Source organism: Fodinibius salipaludis, assembly GCF_002287075.1.
Lineage (GTDB): Bacteria > Bacteroidota > Rhodothermia > Balneolales > Balneolaceae > Fodinibius > Fodinibius salipaludis.
In genome coordinates, this window is the sequence record NZ_NSKE01000005.1 from 229383 (window position 1) to 251910 (window position 22528).

Below are 22528 nucleotides of genomic sequence, written 5' to 3' on the forward strand. Positions count from 1 at the left end.
ATGGAATCCATGACTGCCCAGCAGCTTGCAAAACTGAATATCAAAGGCATTCGAGTAGCCCAACCCTACGGGCGGCTGCTCGGCGAACCCGAGAAGAATGCCGTCATTTTTATCTGGGGCGAAAAAGGAGCCGGTAAATCAACGATGAGCCTGGGACTCGCTGACGCCTTAGCCGAACATGGCCGCATCGAATATATCCCCGCCGAAGAGCATTTTGGCAAAACCTTGGTCGACCGCGTCAAGCGACTCGGAGCCACCCACCAGAACCTGAATTTTACCAAATGGAAATCAATTCAGGCCCTCAAAGAAATTCTGCTTAAAAACCGGTCCTTCGCCTGCATCCTCGATTCCATTTCGGTGATTGATGCCAACGCGAAGGAAACGGTCGAGCTGGCCCAATGGTGCCGCGAAAACGGGATCATGTTCGTCATGGTCTCCCATGCCACCAAGGACGGGCAGTACAAAGGCAACACTAGCATCGCCCATGAGTGTGATATCGAGATCAAAGTCACCAAAGAAGGCGGAGCCGAAACCGAAAAGAATCGCTACCGGGAACTGACCGCTATCGCCGTGCCCTTTACGGCCCAAGACCGCGAGGTGGCACCAACCAAACCTACTACCAAAGAAGAAAGCAACCCAGACACCCGCGAAAACCCAGTGGATACTCCTTTTAAGATTACCCTCAAAGAGATCGACACCCTTCACAAGATTCGATCCTGGAAACGGATCAACTCGATGTTTGGCAGCAAGATGCCGTGCTACGGGTCCAAGCATTCCGGGGAGTCTGAAAATGCCCACCTCTCTATCCGATACACAGCCGACTATCCCAAGAAGCGGTACATCATGGATCTACTGCTGGACGGCCATCTGGAATATCAAGCCTGCACGGAAGGAAAAGGGGGCGGGCTAAAAGCGTGCTGGAAAAAACTGGTCAGCAAATATGGAGATCTGGAGATCCGAATTTACAAGCAGGACCACGCAAAAGTCGTGCTGGGCGCCAAAGAGTACAAGCGCCAGGAACGCGCGCTTGGCAAAAAGGAAAAATCTACTGCGACCAACTCACCTGCGCCAATGGCCAAGAAGAAACCAGCTGCTAAAAATAAACCAACTCCTGTTAAGCGATCGAAGAAAACTACTGCAAAAAAGAAGGACAGCAGTACATCTGACGGGAAACCTCAGCAGCAAGTAGACATTGAAGCGGCCAAAGAAAGTCAGGCCAAACTGGACGCCTTCCTAACCAAAGTATTAGGCTAACCCCATGCGAGACAATCCTACTGTTACTCCTTTTGAAGAAATTACAACCGAGGACTACCCCGGCATTTTTGGCGACTTTGATGGGGACGGAATCCCCAACGCCGACGATCCCAACCCACAACGGGCTGGCGACACCGATACGGTCGAGGAGACCAAGCTTACCGACGAAATCAAACAACTGATTGACTTGCGAGGCGACTACCAACAGGCCTTGGCGGAGGTAACCAGCAAGCTCAAAGACCTGCAACCGAAAGCTACGGTCAAGGGCCGCGTAAAGTCTCCCTACTCGGTCATCAATAAATTGCGTCGCAAACGTATTAAGACTGATATCAAGCAGGCTAATGCAGATGAGCTTTATATCCAAGGCCTGACCGATATGGCCGGATGTATGATTGTGCTAGCTAACCAAGCTGAGCTGGACCAAGTAGTCAAAGAAATTTCTTCAGGAACAATCGGAGAAGTATTTGAACATGAAGACAAATACGCCGAACCCGTTGGTGGCTACCGAGCGCACCATTTTATCGTGATGGCTGGCACCGCCGGTGATATTCCCGTCGAGATTCAGGTTAAAACCCAGCGGATGGCACAAATAGCAAAAGCCGCTCACACACCGTACAAAAATGGCAGACTCAATACCCAACGAATGAACCAGCTCACCGACCTGGCTTGGCAAGCTGATCAAGGTGATGAGCAGGCAGCCAGTTCTATCGACGCCCTCCTTGGAAATCCAGAAAAATTAACCAGCGAATTGACGACCCGCGAGAATCCTTCGAGCCAGCTACAGCAACTTCAAGACTCCTTCACCAAAACCGTAAAGAAACTAGCCCTCGCCTTTTCCCTCGACAGGTTTCCCAACGAACATCGCGAGCAAGCCTTGGAGCTATTTCGTGGCCACGGAAAAGTAATTGGGGTCGATTTCGACGAGATATTTTCGGCGGCCCAACAAGACACGAAAACCCCTGAAAAAGAAGGCGATCAATCATACCAACCTTCCGAAGATCGCGCGGGAGAGGCCGAATATGGAAGCCGTTTTTCCGGCCTCCATTTAAAAAAGTTCGACCCCATTAAACTCTCGAAATCCGAACGCCGGAAAGCCAACGAGGCGGCACTGGCCGTCTTGGAAAAAGAGGACCGGGCGATTACCGAATCCGATCTGGATCTACTCCGACAATACACCGGCGCCGGCGGGCTCGGATATGGCGAAGACGCAACCGGAACCGAGCGTGGCCTGCTCAACGAGCATTACACCTCCTACCCATTAGTCAGACTTATTTGGGATAAACTCCAAACCATGGGCGTGGATGGTGGCAACATTTTAGAACCCGGGGCGGGCGTAGGTAATTTTGCAGGCTTCCTTCCCAAACGCGATGCTTATCGCATGCTGATGGTCGAGCGGTCGGCAGTGAGCTCTCGCATTGCCCAGCTCTTGTACCCAAGTCAGCTGGTCCGGCACGAAAACTTTGCCCAGACCGACCTTTCACTATATAATCTCACAGGAGCCATAGGCAATGTCCCCTTTGGCGATATCAAAATTCATACCCAGCGAGACCCGCTGGCTTCCCTAAATCCGCGCATCCACGACTACTTTATCCTGAAGTCCCTGGACGCCCTCCAACCCGGCGGATTTTTGGCGGTAATTACTTCGGTCGGTACCATGGACAAGAAGGATCCGGCCATCCGACAGGCCATGGCCCAACGAGCCCGATTTGTGGGTGCCTACCGGCTCCCGTCCACCGCGTTCAAAGACAATGCCGATACCCTAGTCACCACGGATCTGATCTTGTTTCAGAAATACCCCGATATTGACGGCGAAACTCATCCTGACATAAGCAGTGAATTAAACCAGCTGTTTGCCTATGAGGAACTGGCCGTCAGCATCACCGAACATAAGGGCCAGTCTTACGGGGCCTATTATAACCCCTATTATCAGAAATATCCCCAACAGGTATTAGGTGAGCATATTCAAGGACACGACATGCAATTCCTGACCCGCATGGGCGTAAAAGGCCAAGTTGATGCGACTTTGACCGGTAAGGTTCTTGGAGATAACCTTCGCTTCCCATACCCGCTTCCGGGGAAGATGCCGTTCTACCGGATCCCCGATGAAGGCGTGCGCCTGGAGACGACCCGCGATTATCACGCCGGGAATATTGTCTGGCACGGGGAGAAATTCTACGAAAAACAGCGCCATTATTTCAAACCTGTTACCGTAGGTGGATCGGATAAAGCGGGTGACGGCCTTCGCGCCAAGATAAGCTCGGCCTGCCAAATGCTAAACAAATACGATGATTTCGTCACGGCGCTGGCTCAAGACAGCGAGCAAAAAGAGCCGCTTCGCGGAGAGTTTAAGAAGCTACTTCAATCTCATATCGATGCCTACGGCATTCCCGACGAAGATGAGGATATTCGCGAGGTATTCCGCTATGACAACCGGTTGTATAAGCTGACGACCTTTGTGAAGCGCGATCCGATCAGCGAAGAGCTGGTCTATGCCGATATTATCGATGCCGACTCGATGTTCAACCGCAACTACGTACCAGCGGTTTCCAACTCAAATGATCTGGCCGAAATTGCCATGTACGGCCGCTCCATCGGCGAAGAGCTGAGCCTTGATTTCTACCAGTCCACCTACAAAGGAGGCACAGCCAGCCGGTCGGAGCTCAACAAAGCTATCGAGGACCATCCGGAGTTCTTTTATAACCCAGAGTCCAATAACTACGAGTTTCGCTATCAATACCTGGCCGGCAATGTCCGGCGCAAGCTGGAAATAGCCGAAGACAACCAGCTGGAAAAAAATACCGAGGCCCTGAAGGCAGTTCTCCCCGATTGGATTGATGCCTACAGCATTACTGTCGATCCGCGCCACATTTTTACCTACTTGCCCACGAAAGTGCTTACCAAGTGGATAAAAGATGAGCTGGGCTATCGGGACGTACATATCGGGCTCGTCAAAGACAAAGCCGAACTCGGCAACCGCTTCTATATGAAACTTCGCAAAGGCGGGCGGTATATTAAAAATGGAGAAGAAACGGCCGATGACTGGAACCAGGGTTGGGGCGAGACGCCGTTCAGCAAGATCATCAATAATTACATTCAGGATTCCAGTTTCCCGCTGGTCTTCTACGACGAGGACGACAACATGCTCCCGAATATGACGCTCAAACGAGCCGAAGAAAAGGGCTTTACAGCTTTGATCGAGCGTTCCCGCGCCAAACAACGGACCCATAACGACCAGATGCTGACGCGCGTGCCCCAAAAGTTCAACCAATGGGTACGTACCAAGGCTTCCACGGAGATTCGCGAGCTGATCGAAGAGGCCTATAACCACGAATATAACGCCCACATCAATCCTCAATTCGACGGGGCCACCCTCCGCGTTCGGGGCATGTCGGACACCTTCTATGGCGTCAAAGATTTTGCGGTGTACAAACACAACCGCGCGGTCGCCGAGAAACTGGTTTGGAACGGACGCGGCGCCAACTGCCACGACGTCGGCGCCGGAAAAACGCTCTCCTCCATTATTGCCTCGCAAGTGCTGCTGCAGCAAGGCGCCTGCCACAAACCCATGTTCGTAGTGCCTGGGAAAGTGCAGGAAAAGTGGGTCGAGGAATACGCGATGCTGTTTCCCGAAGCCAAAATTCTCAACATGAAAATGACCGGCACCGAACGCCACAAGGAGCTGACTATGGCCCAGCTTTATAACTGGGATGCGATCTTTATTGCTGACCATGCGTTCAAGAGCCTGCCGCTCTCTCCATCGGTGCAGCAGAATATGTACAGCGAGCGCGTGGAATACTTTGATCAAATGATCGAAAACTTTGACGCGCTTATCGAAGAAGACGATGCTCTCAGCTCCACGGCTAAGAGGTCGATGGTTACGCGCCTGGAGAAGATGAAAGAAGAATGGGAGGCCAAGCTCCGCAATATAGCAAGTGCTAAACGATTAGAGACCGATATCTTTTTTGACGAGCTCGGTGTGGATGCCCTTTTCTTTGACGAAGCCCACTTCTACAAAAATGCACTGGGCAGCGCCAAAGCCGCCAAGCTGGGTATTGCGGCTAACAAACCTTCCCAACGAGCCGAAGATGCCCTTCAAAAAACAAAGTGGCTGTTTTCGAAAATAGGTTACCGAAACGTGTTTGTCCTAACCGCTACACCGGTGGTGAATTCCCCAGTGGAGGTTTGGCACATGCTTAACCTCTGTGCTCCGGATCTGTTGGAGAAATACCAGATTGCCAACCTCGATAACTTCATCAACCAGTTTGTCCGCGAGGAAGAAAAGATCGTCAAAAAGACCAACGGCGAATACCGAACCGAGCGCGTGGTGGCCGGGTACTATAACCTCCCCGAAATGCGGGCGATTATCGATGAGGTTATGGACATCAAAAGCTATGATCAGCTAGTGGGATTTTACGAGAAGTTTCCAGACCTGCTCAAAAATGATAGCGGTAACCTCGTAAAAGATGAACAGGGCCAAACTAAAGTGTTAAAGCCAAAGTTCAAGCGCCCCGAGGCCGAAACCAAACAGCAGGTTATTGAGCCCAGCGAAATTCACAAGCTGCTCTTTGATGATATCATTCTCCGGGCCGATAACATCTTGGACTGTATGCGCCAGCGCGGATGCCAGACCAAAGACAATTTCTTGGTCATTACCGGCGATGGCAGCAAAATTGCGACCGACCTCCGCGTATATGACCACAGCTTCGCAGGCGTAGATGGAAAGTTTCTGAAGCTGGGCGCCCTGGTCGATAACGTAGCCGAAAGTTACGCCTACCGCGAAAACCCCGCTCCCAAGCGAATCCCGGAAAGCATATATGGCGATTACTTCTCCAAGATGAATGCCGTCAGAGAAAACCCGAACCCTTACGATGGACAGTCCCGCCACAAACTTATTAAAGAACTCAAATCCCTGGAATACTTTGAGGAAGTAGCCGGTGAGATCGAAGCCACCGAAGGCGACCTTCACGAAGTCCCCGTTGGGAAGCAGTTCTTGCTTAACAAGATTGAAAAACAGCGCGAGAAGCTCTCCGATGGATCGGACGCCATGGAAGAAACCTTCGACCGGGCGGTGATGATTGTTCAGGCCCTGTATAGCGGGCGCAAGAATCCGGCTGCCCCATCCTTTCGCAACCAAATCATCTTCTGCGACTGGATCTCCGTAGAAGGTCAAAAAGGCGGAAGTTACCACCAGCTTATTAAGCAAGAACTCACCAAAGCTGGGATTCTGGCCACCGAAATTGCCATTATTAATGGTTCTATTATTGGCACCGACGGGAAAGGAGACGACTATTTTGTCTCTTCGTCCGATGACAAGGAAGCCCTCAAAAAACAGGTTCAGGACGATTTCAACGTCGGCAAGTACCGGGTGCTGATCGGTAACCAGTCCATTGCCGAAGGCATGAACCTGCAAAAATGGACCACTGACCTGCATCACATGGACGTGCCCTACACGCCCTCCCAGATTCAGCAGCGCAACGGGCGCGGGCTCCGGCAGGGGAACCAGCACCCGAAAGTAAACATCCACTTTTACCTGATGAAGGATTCCTTCGATCAGTACCGCCTGGAGTTGGTCAGCAAGAAACAAAGCTGGATTGACGAGCTCTTCTTTGGAGATGGCCGGGAAACCTCCGCTGACTCCGAGGGAGAATCCCTGGAATACGAGCAGATGGTGGCCGCCACCAACTCCGACCCCAGAGTTAAAGAGTTTTTCGGCTCCAAAGCCCAAACCAAGGTACTGAAAGCTCGCATCGAATCACTTCTCAGTGAGACCCAGCGGCTCCAGTCCTCTCTGTCCCAAGCAAGTCAAGATGTTGCCAAAAGAAGTAAACGCATGGAATCGGCTATCCAGCGGGAGCAATCCCTCATCGATTCGAAGTTGCCTAAATCAGCCCAACACGCCCTTGACCAAGGACTCATTCGCATCGGCTGGCTAGACTACAGCGGTGAGTTCGGTACCATCGAAAACAACCTGTCTTCCGACGGCAAACGCATTCCTCGGTTCCGTCACGAGCTTACTCTGGAAGTGCCCAAAAATAACGCCAACGGACGGGTGCTGTTTAATCTTATCCCTGATCCCAACGCTCCAAACCGAAGCTTCTACAACAAGATCAAATGGAGCTCCATTAAGCAAATGGCAGGCGATCAGCTGAATAAGGAATTTGGCTGGAGTATGGACGAGCCGGTCCAATCGGGCCGAAGCCTGGCGGGAAACAAAGGGAATATCATCGCCGACGAATCTGACTTTTACGCCCATTACGAATTAGATATCGAAGCCGAAAAACAGAAAACAGGCCCAGACGGCACCGAAGTAACCTACGATCAAATCAAGCAACGGCTGGGCATGTATAACACCGAGCGGTGGCTGCCGATCATTAAACAGAAACTAGCCGAGCTCTTCCTGGCCTTGGAACGAGGATGGCAGCAATCAGCCCAGGCCCGCATTGAGCAGATTACCTCGGAGCTGAAACGCTCGAAGAAAACCCTGCGCGAACTGGAGGCCACTCACCAGCAAACCCAAAAAGAATTGGAGCAAGCCCAATTGGATCTCACCTCCAACCAAAACACCGTAACCAAACTGCAAGATGTAGTCAACGAGTTAGTCAAAACCAAATTTTCTGACCGTTCTGAATTGTACGAAGAACTCAACCGCATTGCGCCCACCTATGGCGTAACAGGAACCGTTCGGGTGCGTGAGGTTGGTATTTATCGCGACAGTTCACCGGAGGAAAAAATACGCCCGAACCGATCTAGTAAACAGACAACGAAATCTCTCCCCATGCCTCTGAGAACCTTATTTGGCAACCCACTGGTGTACGCGGGCTCCGTTGGTGAATTGGAGTTTATTGACACAAAAGGATTTATGCAGCGCATACTTTCTGAGGATGAGGATCTAGCCATGATTATCGACGCCGAGGGAACAACGCTTTTTGCCTTTCCAACCCAGCGCATGAAGCTCCTAAAAGGAGCCTTTGACAACGGGGATGCCGAGCAGATGTACGAAGAGTTCCACCATTTCCCGCCGGACGAATACGACTACGAGCTGTTTCCGCCCTCCGGTGCCGAATTAACGGCGGTCGGTCACGCCGAACGCATTATGTACGACAGCGATAAGGTGATATACCCTGGCGACGAGAAGGGCGAAAACCACCAGTACTACCACTATTTCGACGACGGCAAACGTCCTGTCTTCCAATATGGTGACGTATACATCATTACGAACCTAAACATTGACGGACGCGGCATCCTTAATTAACCCTTATCGAACCAACTTATGACACAACGAATATTTGCAAAAAATCCAACTCACTTGGATGTAATCGAAAACCCAACAACCCCAAAACCTGCAACTATGGCAAAACAAACAACTACCGAAAAAGCGGTAAGCGAATTTAAGCAGCAGCTTATCACTGCCGGATACATTGTGGGCGGCCAGGCAATTGGTGCGCAGCTTAATGGGCTGGCCGTGCCTGCTATTCTTGGCGGAAGCTCGGCTACCGTCCAGCAAGCGGCCCGCGTTGGCCTCCCGCTCACCCTCGGCATGGCCTTTACCATGTTTACCAAAAACAAACACCTTCGCGGTCTGGCCATGGGGCTCGGCGTGCAAGGCGTGATGGAACTAATCAAATTCGTCATGCCCGACTGGACGCCCTCCCAGGGCCTGATGGAAGGCAGCGAATACCTGTGGGATGAGGAAAACTTAGCGCCACAACCAGCACCACCGGTCCCCCTCCCCAAAGAAACCGGCCACGTCTCTCAAATCGAAACCGTATTTGAAGATACCGTGGAGGTGTAATCGGCAACCCATTTTTCTCATAGCTCTTGCTGACTAGGGACTGCCTGCGGGAACAAGCAGTAGGCCACAACGGCCCCACTTACAACCCTTTTAACTAACAACGAACTATGAGTAACCAAATTTCTAAAAAAGCTATTGTCCCCGCCAGCGCGCGCATCAAAACCTATTTTGATACCCAGCAAGTCACCCAAAATGGCGCTGTCGTTAACTTCTTTCCGCCAAACTCAACGCGGAAAATCACCCGCAACAATTACGTAGGCAATCCTTTTCCGGGCGAACTCAAGCGACGCATACTCGCCCTTTCCTTCGAGGTGACCAAGCAATTCATTGAGGACGATGAGACCAACGGCATCGATGCCCGCGGGATCGTCAACTCGCTAAAAGATGCTGGCGTCATTTTGCAGGCCGATAATGACAATAAGGAGTTCCTGCGCGTGCCCATCTCCAAGCATTCCAACTTCTCCGGCACTGACGTGCAGTTGGTAGCCGGAACGGCAAATACCGTAGATGCCCCGGTGGTCTTCAAACGTATCGCTGCCCTTCGTTCAGCGGACGAATACCGCCTGGCCGATCCCTTCGATCTGGCTGTGAATCAGACTCTGTCGCTGTCGGTTCATTTCGAGGATTCCTCGGTGTTCCCAAGTGATGAAAACTGGACAACGTCCGGCCAAGGCCTGCTGTACCTGCGCGCCAGCATTGTCGTGGCTGAGATGAAGCCCGAAAAATAATCCCTTGATCCGGCAGCGGCCATCGGGTCGTTGCCGGCTTTTTTATTGCCCTAACTCCTATCTGACCACCATGAAAATTGTAAAGAATTTTATTCCTCCAACCGAGTCTACGCCCTTTAATCCGGCCAAAGCCATTGAAATTCCAGCCGGTGGCACCGGTCACATTATGATGAATGGCATGGGCGGGGAAAGTTTTGGTGTCCGAAAGATATTGCCCTATGCCCCTGACATGAATACCATATTTGTCTCTGCTCGACTCAATGAAGATTTGTACCTGTTTCGCGACCTGCAGCTTTCCGTAGTACACCGACTTTTCCAACAGATCGACGGCCTGCTGGCCCCGTTCATTATTCAGAAAAGCAACAGCCTGGTATTCGAGCTGACCAATACCCACAGCGCAGCTCAGACCGTAAATATCCAACTCATTGGCTACGATCATTACAGCCTTACCAAACTGATCAACATCTACTCTGACATTGGCAGTCCGATGCCGCAGCCGCGCTTTCTCTACGGGCAAGCCACACTTGCAGCTGGAGCGGTCAATATCGACATGGGCGTCAAAGCTAAAAGCATTGACGTGGAAGCTCGGCGTCTGGCCATGAGCAGCGACCGGCCCGGCGATATCACTGCCAGCCTGAAAGTCTATAATACGACCATCCGCAACGAGGTCTACCTGGAACAGCTCAACGACGAGTTCGGACAGTTTTATGCCAACGTCCCTTTTATCATCGGCTCCAATATGCCGTTTCAGGTTTATGCGTCCAACAAAGGACCATCTCAAGCCAACGTAAGTTTCCTCTGCGAATCCTACGTGGTTCAAAAGTCCGATGCCAACCCGCTGGAGGTATAACTGATGTGGAATAGCCTCATCCAATCGCTTTGCGAGCTCACCCAAAAAATGGACAGTCTACTGGATCAACTTCAGGTAAATGCACCTTCCATCGGGATCGGAGCCGCCGGACGTATCGGGACCTCTATTTCCCCGGTCCTCAAGCAGGGGGCAAGTCCTGTCAAACTCGTAAACGGCAACCCCATGCGCCTTGGGGTCATCATCCAGAATAGCAGCGATGGCGAATTTATGATCGCCCTGGACGAAAATCGCATCGACGAGCGTTATTACACGTTTCGACTGAAGCCCGGGGAAACCCTGCACATGGACGAGCGTCAATTCAAAGAGCTGTACAAAGGAAGCATGATGGGCCTGTGGGATGAAGATTCCGGAGCACTGGAGACCTCAAAAGCCCTCGTAACTGAAATCTTCTGGACCACCTAGCATGAGCGAGATCACCGGCAAAGAGTTCTCCGAAGGATTTAAAATGCGCGTGGTCAGTGGCATGCTGGTCGATGGCTCCATCCAAATCTCATGGGCCACCGGCAAAAAAGCCTCGTCCCAGATGGATTGGGGCCTAGATCCCGAGAATCTGGCTACCACCCCTGAATATCATCGGGAGCCTGCGGAGATGGTCCGTTACCATACGCTTTATTTTCCCATCACCTACTTGGATGCTCGGCACTACTTCCGGGTTCGATCCAAGACCGCAGGTGAGCAGGTCGGCCAATCACGCATTTACTCGGTTATCACTCCTGATGACGTACAGAAAGTCAACGAAACGCCATTCGGGATTGTCCACCTTGATATTACTCCTATCGACGCTACCGAATTTGAGTTCCGTCCGGCGGCCCTCTCGATACCATCAACAAATTACGAACCCACCTCCCACACCGGTCCGATAACAGCGACCCTGCAAACAGATCCGGCCATTTCTGAGGAGCAGCGACCGGAGACCGGAAACGCCAACACCAATATTATTACCACAATTTCTTAACCATATGGAATCTATTAATCACACCTTATCAATTGGAACGCCCAAATCCGGCATGGATCTGTTCTGTAACATTCGTATGGGCGGCAAACACCTGATGCGCCTTCATAGCGAGTCCTTTGTGGGAGGATTTCTCCGTGACATCCACGGGATGATGCACGGCGGCCGAACCAAGCGACTCATATCACCGCTGGAGCAGTATGTGCCTGACTACACGATCACCAGTATTCACATTGTGGATGGCGCCGTGGAAATCTATCGCAGTTATCTGCGAAACGTATTCAGCGGTTCCCACTCTGGAAACCCCAATGGGCACCAGCCGGTATGGGTTCATATTTGGGGATGCCAGTCGGTACCCGAACTCAACGGCACGTGGGAAGTCGAAAGCGCCCATACCAACAATGATTACGTCCGACTTATAGGTGTACCTACGACTATTGACCCTTCGACCTACGTCCCCGATGATGCAACCTGTATCTCGAAAACCTACAAGAATATTGCCACAACGCAACGCTATTGTATGCCCTTCCGGAAGGTATATCCAACGGTAGGTGCAGGAACCCGTCCGATAAGTATTTCTGACGTGGGGCTACATAATCCTATTGATGCTCTCCTGTCGCGCGGAGCCGTATCTGTTTCCGGCGTCGTTACCGACCAGGAGAAATCGATCTTTACAATCTCTGCTCCTTTTTCCAACGCTACCGGTGGGGATATCACCATTCGTGAGATGGGGCTGGTTACCTACATCGATGTCTCCCGTTACGCCCTCAAGACGATTGCAAACCTGCATGCCCGGGACATTCTCCAATCTGCTATTAACCTGCCAGACAGTAAAACGCTCACGCTCGATTACGAATGCCGATTCGAGCTGGAAAACTTCAATCAGGATACCGACCTGAATGGAACCAATGGGGGATTCCTGGCCGAATTCGCCAAAGCGCTGCGCCGACAAGCTGTTGAAACCACCCATACCGGATGGGCGCGAATGCTCATGTGTATCGGAGGCGGCGGTACGTCCATGTCTTCCCTTAATGCCGATGCTTCAACCAGCGACAAGGGATGGCAGCTTGGCCTTCGGCTTGGACAGAGCAACAAATTCGTATCAATGACCGATACCGATCTTTCCCCGGATGCTAGTCCTGAAACCCCATACAATCTAGGTGGAATTACGCATGGCACCGAGGACGGCCAACTCCTATATCACGGGATGATGATCGATGACCAGGTGACCATTGATGAAACCAACAACGAAGCGTATTTCAACCTATCCCGGGTATTTGAAAATCGTGGGGCTACTGATATCACCGTGAAAGAGATCGGCCTCTACGCAAAAAATGACGACAGCACCAATCGCTTCTTGCCCAAGCTCATTGCTCGCAAGGCTCTTGCACCGACTGACCAATTTACCATCATGGCCGGCCAAATGCGTAAGGTTAACTACAAGATCAAGATGGTGGCCTGATGACCAACTCTTTTTCGATATCGGCCGAGCTTACCTACGCTCGTATTCGTGGGCTAATGGGATATTTCGCTGAAGCCTCCAGACGATATGGCGTTCCCTTGGCACTGCTTCTTGCGGTGGCTTCCCGGGAAAGTCGTATGGGATTGGCTCTGTCAGCTGATGGCACCGGAGATCATGGCAACGGTATAGGAATCATGCAAATCGACCGACGCTATCACCCCGGGTTTACCGAGAATCACAGCCCCTTTGACCACCAGGCCAATATTGATTATGGCGCTGAGTATCTGGCCAAACTGCTCAGGCAGTTCAACGGAAATATTGCCCAAGCCGTTGCCGCCTATAACGCCGGGCCAAACAGGGTGCAAACTGCAATTTACGCGGGCTTACCACCAGATTCCGTCACTACCGGCAGAGATTACAGCCAAGATGTGCTGGGGCGTAAACAGCTCATCGGTCAGCTAATCGGTCTCTCCACAGCAACCAGCTTGTCCATATACGTCCTTCCTATGGCCGCTATAGCCTTTGCAACTTATAACTATATGACCCCCCAACACTCATGAATACCGAATCAAGTTATATCTACGAAGAACCTACAGAAGCGCGAGGACTAGGACGGATGCCCACGCGTCCGGTAATGCTTCGACCAGTTCTGGATGAACCAGCCCCTCGCAATCGAACCCAGCAAATAAGGCCACGAGTACGGCCGCGACCTACTCCAAAGCCAAAGCCTGTGCTTATACCTCGGCCTGTCATTGACAAAAATCCGGTACCTGCTCCTCCAAAGCTAAATATCAACACAGTTAAGAAACCCACTACTAAGCAGTCGAAACCGACCTCTAAACCCAAAACCACAAACAAATCTGCCAGCAAGCAGCAGCCTAATTCCCACAAGGATATCCTAGCGGGCACTTTTAGTATTGGCGGCATGCAGGTAAAGAAAACCCATGCGGCAATGGCAGGTGGGGGGATTGCAGGCGGCCTGCTTCTTTGGAAAATCCTCTTTTAAAAACTCAAAACATTCAGGTGAAATACTATGGAAACCTCTTTTGTAAATGAATACCCCTGTGGATGCTCCGGTAGTGGACTTTCGGGCGGGACTAGCGCTACTCAATCCGGTTGCGGCTGCAGCGGAGGACTTGGGGAAGCACAAGCCCCCGAAACACAGAAAGATCTCATCAATGAAGCTAAAAAGTACATAAACAGCGAAATACCAACGCCAATAAAAGTTGTCGGCGGGTTAGCAGCCCTTGGCCTATTACTTATAGCCACAAGAGGGAAGAAGTAATGAATACCCAGGATTATAACGCACTGCTGGACAGCTACGGCAACCACTTCTCTATCGGCGAACTCGAAATCCAAGGTCCCGGAACCGTCAAACGCATGGACATTGGGTTTTTACGCTCCTTTTTGGCCTGGCGCCGGTGGCATGGCCTGTCGACCCTTATTAGCTCCGCCTGGCGAAAAGGAGACCAAAAATCCCACGGCCACGGAATGGCATTTGATGTACTACTTTTTGACCAATGGCTTGAAAGTCAACCTTCCGCTCTCCAACACTGGCTACTGGCCACCACTTGGGGATTTAACGGCGTAGGCTTGTACTTTGATTGGAGCTACACCAACAAAGAAGGTAACAACATACCGGCTATCGGTTTGCACGTGGATGGATGGGCAGGGAACAGTCATTCCCAGCGTCCGCTACGGTGGCTACGAATTGACGGCCACTATTACTACCAATCACTTGCCAGTGGCATCTTCCATTGCAAATCCAATAAGCAATCCATTACGCTGGATGAAGCGATAAGGAGGTACGGCCCATGAACAACTCCCAAGAAGATGGCTTTTTCCAAAAATACAAGGAACTGATTGTCACCACGATCATTTGCCTGTTTTTGACCGGCATCTACGATTCCATCAATAATCAGACCGCCGAAATTAAGAAATGGTATGAGCTGATGATTGGCATTAACGAGAAAGTGAAGGTACAGGCTGATAACCTAAGCAAATTGGAAAAGAGCCTGGAAACCCATGTCCAGCGTACGGACAGTCGCTTTGACGATCATAACCAGCGAATTCGATCTATCGAATTTGAACTCATCCCACGCCGGATCAACCGATTAAAATCCCCAACCTCAAAAGACACTACTGATGCACAAAATACTAACTCCGATAATTAAGGCGGTCCCCACCTTAATTGGTCTTTTCAAAAAAAGAACGCCCGAAAAAGGTAGGGGAATCGTAAAAAGCGGGATAGCCAGTCTCACCATTTCCGGACTACTGTCGACAGGTAGACTCTCTGCCTCTAGTATTGATACCACCCTACTGCTCATTCTCTCCATCCTGGAGATAATCGGATATCTCTATGGGATGGTCGCTATCTCATCGGGGGCCACGCAGACCTATCCTGTTGATGAGCTACTAAAAGGAAAAGGCGATGGCTTATCCGACCATCAAGCCAAGGTTTTAGGGCAACAGTGGCTAAAACAAATGCAAAAGAATCAAAGTCACAGGATTCCCGGTAACTCCTTGTTTGATGATGACTACTCTGATCTAAAAGTCAAAGTCGAAGATATTTCCCACTACAAATCCCATAAATCAAAGAAAAAACGATGATTACAATTCTATCTTTCTTATTCATTTTAGTTCTACTCAGTACAGATTGGCTATCAGGCCTACTGGTTCCAAATAATTTGGCCGAAATTGGGGTGGTTATCCTCGGCATGATTGCACTGTCTGCCTCGGTTCAAATCCGTGCCTTATTTGAAAAAGCCCAAAGAATTCTTCGCTTGTATGCCCAATACACAGATCCTAAAAGCGAGAAAGGAAGCAAGCTCTCTCCCAAAGAAAAAGGACGCCTGCTAGATCTGTTCCTACATGAACTGCGAATTACAATTGATCAGTTTGGTGGAAAAATATTGATCCGTGTAGGGGGATTAATTCGGAAGGTATTTAATAAATTATTTGGGTAACATAATCCCTTCTTAAAAAAGGCAGTCTCATTTAACAAAGACTGCTTTTTTGCTTTTTTCCCTCTCAGCTATTCCGTAACTTTGGGTTTGATTTAAAAGATTTCACAAATGCAGCAGATTAAATCCACATACAAGAAAAGCCTCAAGGGCATAACGCTTGCCCTCCTTTTCCTGTTTGGATTGCATTTTTTAAGCATCCACGGATTTGTTGATAGCCTTGTTTATTGCTTTGAAGAAGATGGGCAAATCAATATCGAGTCTGAGGCCGGCTCCCTCTTGAGCATTCCTTCTGAAGATGTGATACACGCCAAAGATGCACATCAACATACTACTCCTACTCTAAAGGCAGATCTCGACAACCATCATGATTTACCGTTGTCGCTGAACTGTGCAAAAGAACAACAAACAACACGTTTTGATCAGGAACGCACGCTCAAGTTTCTTGATGGAATTTTGAACAGTAAGGTTGAAAACCTCCCGCAATCACGGGTCTTTCAACTTGTTTCTTACGTCCCTCCCTTGATTGAGGATACGATAACAGCTTCGCTCAAGACGGTTGTCCGTATTCTATACAACTAAGTAGTTCCAGCCCTTTCCATATCGCCATTTCACTTGCAAGTCATGTAATCAGGTAAGGAATAGTTATATCCTGCCGGTTCTGCTTGCCCCTCTATAACAGCAAAAATTGGCTGGAAACACATGAAATTATTAAACCCACTACTGGCCCTCGGCATGCTCGTGCTTGCTGCCGGATGTGCCACAGAAGAAACCGTTATTGAACCACCTTCAGAAAGCACGCTGGGAGACCAAACCTATGAGACGTCTCCCGCCTTAAATCAGAATGTGAACCCACAGGATACCGCATCCAGGGTCACTATTTCGGATACATTGACCTTCTCGGATGCGCTGTCCAAAGCCCTGCTCGAAAATCCCCGGCTGCAAAGCTACGGCTGGCAGGTGCGCGTGAAGGAAGCCGAACGCATTCAGGCTTCCCTGCTTCCAAATCCGCAGCTCAATGCCGAAATGGAAAACTTTGGCGGAACGGGTCCCTTTGAAGGCTACGGCGGCCGAGAAGTGACCGTCAAATTGGGACAGAAAATCCTGCTCGGTGCTGATCGCCTCAAGCGCAAACAATTCGCTGGTGCCACCAAAGAGCTGGCCGGATGGGACTATGAAGCCCAACGGCTGGACGTGCTTACCGGCGTGACCAAAGCCTACATCTCAGCACTGGAAGCTCAGCGCCAGTGGCAGCAGCAAAAAGATCTGGTTGATGTGGCCCAAAACCTGTACAACTCTATCTCTGCCCAAGTAAAGGCCGGAAAAGTCTCCAAGCTGGCTCAGACCAAAGCACAGGTTGAGCTTTCCCGCGCAAAAATTGATCTGGAAAATGCCCGCAACCAATGGGAGTCCGCTCGTAGTTCACTGGCCTCCTATTGGGGGAGCGAGCAACCACAGTTCAAGCAGTTAAAAGGTGAGCTGAGCATGCCTTCTGACATCCCCGAATACGCCAAGGTGCAAACCTATATCCAGCGAAATCCGGATGTGGCGCGGTGGGCTACCGAATTGCAGCAACGCGAATTAGCTCTTGAACTGGCCCAAGCTAGAGGCATTCCCGATATCACCGTGAGCGGGGGATACAAACGTGCGGAGGATTTAGGTGCCAGCGCCGCCATTGTAGGCGTTTCTATTCCACTGCCCTTCTTTGATCGCAATCAGGGGAATATCAAGGCGGCGAAGTATGAGCTCAGTCGCGTGCAGACCCAACGGGAAGCGGCCGTCACCCAAACCTACAAGGCCCTGCAAGCAGCTTACAACCGGCTGGATGCAGCTGCTCACGAAGTCAATCAGCTGCAAAAACAAGTATTACCCGGCGCCAAGACAGCTTTTGAGGCAGCCCAAACCGGCTACCGGCAGGGTAAGTTCGATTACCTGGAAGTACTGGATGCCCAGCGCACGCTGTTTTCGACGCGTACTCGCTACATCCAGGCCTTGGCCGAATACAATCGGGCCGTAGCCGAAGTAGAACGCCTCATCGGCACGCCTCTCTCTGAAATTTCTGCAAACTAATTTTTTGAATGAATATGGAATCACCAACCATGAAGAATTTAACAATCTTAACACTTACCGGACTTCTGTTAGGAAGTCTTTTAACAGGCTGTGGATCTAATTCAGGTTCCCAAGCCCACACGCAAACCGAACAACATCAACAAGAATCTCAAAACAGCGGAGAAACCGAGCAGCATACTGAGGAAGCTGGACAACACAATGAAGAATCCGGACAGCATGCCCGTGAAGTGCATCTAACTCAGCAGCAAGAAGGTAACCTCGGCATCAAAGTGGAAACACTGTCCGAAGGAAGTGCCTCCTCAACCATTTCACGACCCGCCAGCGTTGGATACGATCTGGATCAAATTGCCAAAGTCGGCCCCCGTATTGAGGCAAAGGTTGTTGAAGTCATAAAAGACCTGGGAGAACGCGTCAAAAAAGACGAGCCGATTGCCCTCATGAGTAGTGTGGGCTTGGGGAAAGCCAAGGCCGAATATATTCGACTTCGGGCCCGACTCAAAGCCGAAGAGGCACGCTACAAACGTGAGCAGTCGCTGTATGATCAGGAAATATCTTCACAAGCCGAGCTGCTGGATGCCGAGGCCAATTACCAGGAAGCCAAAGCCGAACTGAATTCTGCGGCTGAGGCTCTACGCCTCTATGGGTTGTCAAGAAAGGACATCGAAAATATACAAGCGGGCAGCGATGAGCCCCTGTCCCACTTTTATCTGACGAGTCCGCTCGACGGAGTGATCCAGGAGCGAGATATTTCGCCCGGGCAAACAATCAGTCCTAGCGAGACGCCCATCCGCGTAGCGAACCTCTCCAAAATGTGGGTCATGATCGATGCCTACGAGCAGGATATCCGGTATCTGGACAAAGGACAAAACGTAAGCCTTTCGGTTCGAAGCATCCCCGGAGAAACCTTTGAGGGAAAAACAGACTGGGTCTCTTATAGCCTCGAAAAGCAGACGCGCACCATGCCGGTTCGCGCAGTTGTTGAAAACCCTAATCGAAAGCTGAGGGCCGGGATGTTCGGTACCGCTCGTATATCAACAGGGAAAGAACGGAACGTAGCCATGATTCCCATTGACGCCGTACAAACGATTGAGGGTGAGCAAGTGGTGTTTGTCCCTGGCAACGAGAATGGCAGCTACAAACCGGTCGAGGTCATGCTGGGCAGTGAAAATGAGGGCTATGTGGAAATTGCATCGGGCCTGAAACCCGGCCAGCAAGCTGTTATCGCCGGAGCCTTTGACCTGAAGTCCGCTCTTACCGCTCAGGGACGAAGCGCATCTCATGGACATTAACTGCTCGTTGCAACATCGAATTTCTTAAATGACAGACTTATGCTTCAACAAATAATAGACAAAGTATTAAAGAATCGTTTGACGATCCTCATTCTGGTGGCGGCCGTTGGCGTCTATGGATACTTCTCTTTTGAGGATGTTCCCATCGACTCCTTCCCGGACGTATCGCCCACCATGGTGCAGGTTTTTACTTCCAGCCCCGGTCTTTCTCCGGTGGATGTGGAAACGCAAATTAGCTACCCCATCGAAATCTCGATGTATGGACTGCCCAAGCTGGATCGCGTGCAAAGTACCTCTATCTTCGGGCTTTCGCGCGTAAACATATACTTCGAGGATGGCACCGACATCTATTTTGCCCGAAGATTAGTCATGGAACGACTCTCCAAAGCAAAGGAATCCATTCCTGATGGGCTGGGACAACCGCAACTGGGTCCTATTACTACGGGACTCGGGACGATCATGATGTACGAAGTAACCAACACTGATACCGCCGACCATTCCCTGATGGAACTTCGCACGGCCCAGGACTGGATCGTAAAGCCCCAGCTGCGAACCGTACCCGGCGTTACCGGCGTGCTCTCCCTTGGCGGAGATGTCCGTCAGTTCCAGGTCAATGCCGATATGAACGCTCTAATTTCACGCGGACTTACCCTTGAGGATCTGGAAAAAGCCATCAACAGTAACAACCGAAATGTGGGTGCTTCTTTTCTGGAACGCGGTGGGGAAGAATACCTCGTCCGCGGCTACGGCTGGATTAAGCCAGACAAGCAGGGGCTGGAGGATATCCGAAACATCATTGTCAAGAACTCTGATGGTACGCCCATTTACGTAAAGGATGTCGCCAAGGTGGAATTCGGCTCCGAGATTAAGCGGGGGACCCTTATTAAAGATCAAGAGGAATCGGTTGGTGGTTTTGTGTTAAAGCTCATTGACACGAACACGCAGGACCTGCTGGCGCAGGTGGATCAAAAGATCGATGCCATTAATAAAGCACTGCCCGACGGCATGGTTATGAAGCCCTTTTACTCGCAGGGACAGCTCGTCAGCAAAGCCGTGGGTACAGTCAGCAATGCTCTGTACATCGGGGCCATTCTAGTGCTAGTCATTCTCTACTTTTTTATGGGGGACCTTCGCTCGACACTTATTATTATATCCACCGTTCCCATTGCATTTTTGATTGCCTTCATTGGGATGAACCTCATGGGCATATCGGCGAACTTGATGAGTCTGGGGGGCTTGGCGATCAGCATTGGTATGATCGGGGATAGTGCCACCGTGATCGTGGAAAATACCTATCGCCTGCTGGAAGAACGGGATACTGAAAATGTATCTCTGGTGCGGGTGGTAGGCGAAGCTGCACGCGAAGTGATACGCCCGGTGATCTTTGCGACCAGCATTATTATTATCGTATTCATCCCGCTCTTTTCGCTGGAAGGCGTCGAGGGTAAAATGTTTAAGCCCCTGGCCTATACCATTACCTTTGCACTGGGCGGAGCCATCTTTCTAGCCCTGACTTACATCCCGGTCATTTCCAGTTTCATCCTGCCGGATAAGGGGATGGACAAAGAGCCGTGGTTGGTCCGCAAGGTGAAAGGATACAGCCGCCCGCTGATTGAAAAAGCCACGAAATTCCCCAAGATGGTCTTTGGTGGAGCTCTCGTGCTGTTTGCCGCAAGTATGGCGGTATTCCCCTTCCTGGGAACCGAGTTTCAGCCGACCTTGCGGGAAGGTACCTTTGCAGTACGCTCTGTACTGCCACCGGGCGCTAACCTTCCGACCACCAAAGAATACACGAAGCGTATTCAGGAGTCGATGCAAACCTTTCCCGAAGTGCAAGGGATCTATTCCCGCGTAGGACGTGCCGAAGTAGGCGGCGATCCCGAGCCGGTGAACGTGGTCTTCAATGTCGTGAACCTAAAACCCCTCGATGAGTGGGAAGCCGGACGCAGCTATGAAGAGCTGCAGTCGGCGATGGCTGAAAAACTGCAGGAAGATCTGCCGGGCGTGGCTTCCAACTTTTCTCAGCCTATCCAGCTTCGTACGGATGAGCTACTCAGTGGCGTTCGCGCCCAGGTCGTTGCCAGCTTGTATGGTGATGATCTCGATACCCTGGCTCAAAAGGCCCAAGAGATTGCGGAGGTTGCCAAAAGCGTAGAAGGAGCCGTGGATGTCCGTGCCCAACAACAGGGTGGCAAACCACAAATCCTTGTGCGACCCGATCGCGAGCAGCTGGCACGACTGGGCATCAGCATCGACGACTTTCTGAAAACCGTAGAAACCGGTATTGGGGGCTCGGTAGCCGGTCAGGTATTTGAGGGTATTCGCCGCTTTGATATCTTCGTTCGCCTGCAGGAAAACCAACGCAAACGCATTGAGCAAGTGCGAGAGTTGCCCGTTCGAACGGCAAAAGGTTCCCTAATACCGCTCTCCCAGATCGCAGATGTGGAGGTCTTTACCGGTCCCAAACAAATATCCCGCAACAAGGCCAGTCGACGTACATACGTGCAACTGAACGTACGCGGTCGGGATATGGGGAGCGTCGTCAACGAGATTCGCCAAAAAGTAGACCAGCAAGTAGATCTGCCCGCCGGGTACTTTACCGAATACGGCGGACAGTTTGAAAACCAACGGCGTGCGATGAACCGGCTGATGGTGGTGGTTCCCATTACCCTGGGACTGATCTTCTTTATGCTGTTTTCCACCTTTGGAAGCTGGCGCTATGCGGTACTTATCTTCCTGAATATTCCGTTTGCCACCATCGGGGGCATCTTTGCCCTCTGGATTTCCGGGCTATACCTGTCGGTACCGGCTGCGGTAGGCTTTATCGCGATCTTCGGTATTGCGGTGCTTAACGGACTGGTGATTGTATCCTATATCAATCAGCTGCGAGAGGAAGGCATGTCCACCGAGAAGTCAGTCGTACGGGCTTCGCTGCTGCGCCTGCGTCCCGTACTGATGACCGCCTTGACCACCGGTTTGGGCCTGTTGCCGCTACTGCTAGCCAATGATATCGGCTCCAACGTGCAGCGCCCGCTGGCGGCCGTGGTTGTAGGTGGATTGTTTACCTCTACCCTACTTACGCTGGTGGTACTACCGACCATCTACAAGTGGTTTGCCGAACCAGTCACCCACGCCGAACTGTAAATT

19 protein-coding genes are annotated in these 22528 nt (G+C 51.1%); all 19 read left to right on the forward strand.

What is annotated here, in order from left to right; translation table 11 throughout:
- Entirely contained in the window at positions 1–1254 is a 1254-nt protein-coding gene (locus CK503_RS08475) for a P-loop NTPase family protein (RefSeq protein WP_095606371.1), read from the forward strand.
- Between the two features lie 4 nt (positions 1255–1258).
- Entirely contained in the window at positions 1259–8506 is a 7248-nt protein-coding gene (locus CK503_RS08480) for a helicase-like domain-containing protein (RefSeq protein WP_095606372.1), read from the forward strand.
- An 18-nt stretch (positions 8507–8524) separates the two neighbouring features.
- Positions 8525–9046: a hypothetical protein gene (locus CK503_RS08485; protein WP_095606373.1), complete on the forward strand. Its 522-nt coding sequence runs from the start codon at positions 8525–8527 to the stop codon at positions 9044–9046.
- 107 nt (positions 9047–9153) lie between these two features.
- A complete protein-coding gene (locus tag CK503_RS08490) occupies positions 9154–9774 on the forward strand; it encodes a hypothetical protein (RefSeq protein WP_095606374.1) in 621 nt (206 codons plus the stop codon).
- 70 nt (positions 9775–9844) lie between these two features.
- Positions 9845–10624, forward strand: a complete 780-nt coding sequence (locus tag CK503_RS08495; RefSeq protein WP_095606375.1) for a hypothetical protein — start codon at positions 9845–9847, stop codon at positions 10622–10624.
- A gap of 48 nt (positions 10625–10672) precedes the next feature.
- Positions 10673–11047 carry a hypothetical protein gene (locus CK503_RS08500; protein ID WP_095606376.1) on the forward strand — a complete coding sequence of 125 codons (375 nt, stop codon included), beginning with the start codon at positions 10673–10675 and terminating at the stop codon, positions 11045–11047.
- Between the two features lie 43 nt (positions 11048–11090).
- The gene (locus CK503_RS08505; protein ID WP_141239905.1) at positions 11091–11600 is read left to right on the forward strand and encodes a hypothetical protein; all 510 of its coding nucleotides are present in this window, start codon (positions 11091–11093) and stop codon (positions 11598–11600) included.
- Positions 11601–11694: 94 nt separating this feature from the next.
- Positions 11695–13059 (forward strand): hypothetical protein, encoded by a 1365-nt coding sequence (locus CK503_RS08510; protein ID WP_176466256.1) that lies wholly within the window; start codon positions 11695–11697, stop codon positions 13057–13059.
- Entirely contained in the window at positions 13059–13619 is a 561-nt protein-coding gene (locus CK503_RS08515; RefSeq protein WP_095606379.1) for a transglycosylase SLT domain-containing protein, read from the forward strand. Before CK503_RS08510 ends, CK503_RS08515 begins: the two co-directional genes overlap by 1 nt.
- Complete coding sequence (locus CK503_RS08520) at positions 13616–14065, forward strand: hypothetical protein (RefSeq protein WP_095606380.1); 450 nt, start codon at positions 13616–13618, stop codon at positions 14063–14065. Before CK503_RS08515 ends, CK503_RS08520 begins: the two co-directional genes overlap by 4 nt.
- Before the next feature lie 27 nt (positions 14066–14092).
- Positions 14093–14344 carry a hypothetical protein gene (locus CK503_RS08525; protein ID WP_095606381.1) on the forward strand — a complete coding sequence of 84 codons (252 nt, stop codon included), beginning with the start codon at positions 14093–14095 and terminating at the stop codon, positions 14342–14344.
- Positions 14344–14877 (forward strand): hypothetical protein, encoded by a 534-nt coding sequence (locus tag CK503_RS08530; RefSeq protein WP_095606382.1) that lies wholly within the window; start codon positions 14344–14346, stop codon positions 14875–14877. The genes CK503_RS08525 and CK503_RS08530 overlap by 1 nt, the downstream gene beginning before the upstream one ends.
- Positions 14874–15233: a hypothetical protein gene (locus tag CK503_RS08535; protein ID WP_095606383.1), complete on the forward strand. Its 360-nt coding sequence runs from the start codon at positions 14874–14876 to the stop codon at positions 15231–15233. Before CK503_RS08530 ends, CK503_RS08535 begins: the two co-directional genes overlap by 4 nt.
- Positions 15205–15669: a hypothetical protein gene (locus CK503_RS08540; protein ID WP_095606384.1), complete on the forward strand. Its 465-nt coding sequence runs from the start codon at positions 15205–15207 to the stop codon at positions 15667–15669. Before CK503_RS08535 ends, CK503_RS08540 begins: the two co-directional genes overlap by 29 nt.
- A complete protein-coding gene (locus CK503_RS08545; RefSeq protein ID WP_095606385.1) occupies positions 15666–16025 on the forward strand; it encodes a hypothetical protein in 360 nt (119 codons plus the stop codon). The genes CK503_RS08540 and CK503_RS08545 overlap by 4 nt, the downstream gene beginning before the upstream one ends.
- Positions 16026–16133: 108 nt before the next feature.
- The gene (locus CK503_RS08550) at positions 16134–16604 is read left to right on the forward strand and encodes a hypothetical protein (RefSeq protein ID WP_095606386.1); all 471 of its coding nucleotides are present in this window, start codon (positions 16134–16136) and stop codon (positions 16602–16604) included.
- Positions 16605–16757: 153 nt separating this feature from the next.
- On the forward strand, positions 16758–18092 hold the full coding sequence (locus CK503_RS08555) for a TolC family protein (RefSeq protein WP_176466257.1): 1335 nt from the start codon (positions 16758–16760) through the stop codon (positions 18090–18092).
- Positions 18093–18106: 14 nt separating this feature from the next.
- Positions 18107–19381: an efflux RND transporter periplasmic adaptor subunit gene (locus tag CK503_RS08560; protein WP_255233365.1), complete on the forward strand. Its 1275-nt coding sequence runs from the start codon at positions 18107–18109 to the stop codon at positions 19379–19381.
- A 39-nt stretch (positions 19382–19420) separates the two neighbouring features.
- Positions 19421–22525: an efflux RND transporter permease subunit gene (locus CK503_RS08565; RefSeq protein ID WP_095606388.1), complete on the forward strand. Its 3105-nt coding sequence runs from the start codon at positions 19421–19423 to the stop codon at positions 22523–22525.
- Positions 22526–22528 lie beyond the last annotated feature (3 nt).